This is a genomic window from Halomonas colorata (assembly GCF_014897985.1).
Taxonomy (GTDB): domain Bacteria; phylum Pseudomonadota; class Gammaproteobacteria; order Pseudomonadales; family Halomonadaceae; genus Vreelandella; species Vreelandella colorata.
The window spans coordinates 1-381 of sequence record NZ_JABUZA010000122.1 but is presented as its reverse complement, the minus strand read 5'-3'; the positions used below and the strand labels follow the sequence as shown (position 1 = coordinate 381).

General features: G+C 63.5%; 1 protein-coding gene. It reads right to left on the bottom strand.

Features of this window, described 5'->3' with window-relative positions; translation table 11 throughout:
- Positions 1–381, bottom strand: a 381-nt coding sequence (locus INT33_RS21060) for an FAD-binding oxidoreductase (protein ID WP_193092952.1), incomplete at both ends; no start/stop codon positions are given.

Genomic DNA, 381 nt, shown 5'->3' with positions numbered 1-381 from the left:
GCCGTCTGGTGAACACGACCGACGATGCCCGCCTGCTGGCAGGCGTGTTGCTCATCCTCGGCACTCAGCGCGCGGCTCTGTAGATGTTGGCCACCGAGCAGCACCGTGTCGAGTTCCAGTACGTGATCGCGGGTTTTACCGTAGGCGCAGCTGCCCTGGCCGCTGGCGTCGGTAGAGATCATGCCGCCGAGGGTGGCGCGGTTGGAGGTGGAGAGCTCCGGGGCAAAGAACAGGCCATGGGGTTTTAGCGCGGCGTTCAACTGGTCTTTCACGACCCCGGCCTGTACCCGCACCCGGCGGGCCTCCACATCAATCTCCAGTACCTGATTCATATGCCGGGAAACATCCACCACGATACCGTCGGTCAGCGATTGGCCGTTG